The organism is Pseudomonas sp. NPDC089530, assembly GCF_050280705.1.
GTDB lineage: Bacteria > Pseudomonadota > Gammaproteobacteria > Pseudomonadales > Pseudomonadaceae > Aquipseudomonas.
In genome coordinates, this window is the sequence record NZ_JBNNVU010000222.1 from 1 (window position 1) to 1,070 (window position 1,070).

Here is a 1,070-nt window from a genome sequence, read left to right on the forward strand (position 1 = left end):
GCAACGAGATAACACAGCGAACCGGCCCCCGGCCGGCGCTGCAAAAGCTGTTTGCTGTACCGGTAGAACAACTATAAAAAACCGCCGTGGCGTGTGCTGGTCAACCAAGTACATCGTCAACGAGATCCAGGACGTTTACCGTCTGCAAGGCGTGAAGATCAACGACAAGCACATCGAGACCATTCTGCGTCAGATGCTGCGCAAAGTTGAGATCTCCGAGTCCGGCGATTCCAGTTTCATCAAGGGCGACCAGATGGAGCTGACTCACGTACTGGTAGAGAACGAGCGCCTGAACACGGAAGACAAGTTTGTCGCCAAGTTCACCCGCGTTCTGCTGGGTATCACCAAGGCGTCGTTGTCGACCGAATCGTTCATCTCGGCGGCCTCTTTCCAAGAGACCACTCGCGTACTGACCGAAGCGGCGGTAACCGGCAAGCGCGACTACCTGCGCGGCCTGAAAGAAAACGTGGTCGTGGGTCGTCTGATCCCGGCGGGTACCGGTCTGGCGTATCACAGTGAGCGTAAGCGTCGCCGTGATGCCGACAAGCCGCTGCGTGTAAGCGCAAGTGAGGTTGAAGCTGCACTGACCGAAGCGCTGAACTCCAGCGGTAACTGAGGTCTGCAGTAGATTGAGATAAGGCCCTGGCTTTTTCGCTCACGAACCAAGACGATTTTGTCGAGGCTCGCTGATCGGGGAGGCCGGGGCCTTGCCTTGACTGGGGCCAAGATCCTCTTTAGACTCTTGTACCCCTAAATTTGGTGGGGCTTGTGCCCTGCCATTTTGTTTATGTCGAAAGACAACAGTGGAGCTAGTAGATGGCAACTATCAACCAGCTGGTACGTCAGCCGCGTAAGCGTATCGTCGAGAAATCCGACGTACCTGCGCTGCAGAACTGCCCGCAACGTCGTGGCGTGTGCACTCGCGTGTATACCACTACGCCGAAAAAACCTAACTCGGCACTGCGTAAAGTATGCCAAGGCGATCAAGCGCGGCCTGCTCGACCCCAACGTCGAGATCAGCGACCGCGACGTACTGCAATTCATCATGCAGCCGGGGTTTTCCACGGCGG

2 pseudogenes are annotated in these 1,070 nt (G+C 56.6%); both read left to right on the plus strand.

Features of this window, described 5'->3' with window-relative positions:
* Positions 1–616, plus strand: a pseudogene (locus ACQKQA_RS30435) (hypothetical protein); the annotation flags it as partial.
* A gap of 200 nt (positions 617–816) precedes the next feature.
* Positions 817–978, plus strand: a pseudogene (gene rpsL / locus ACQKQA_RS30440) (30S ribosomal protein S12); the annotation flags it as partial.
* Positions 979–1,070: the final 92 nt, after the last annotated feature.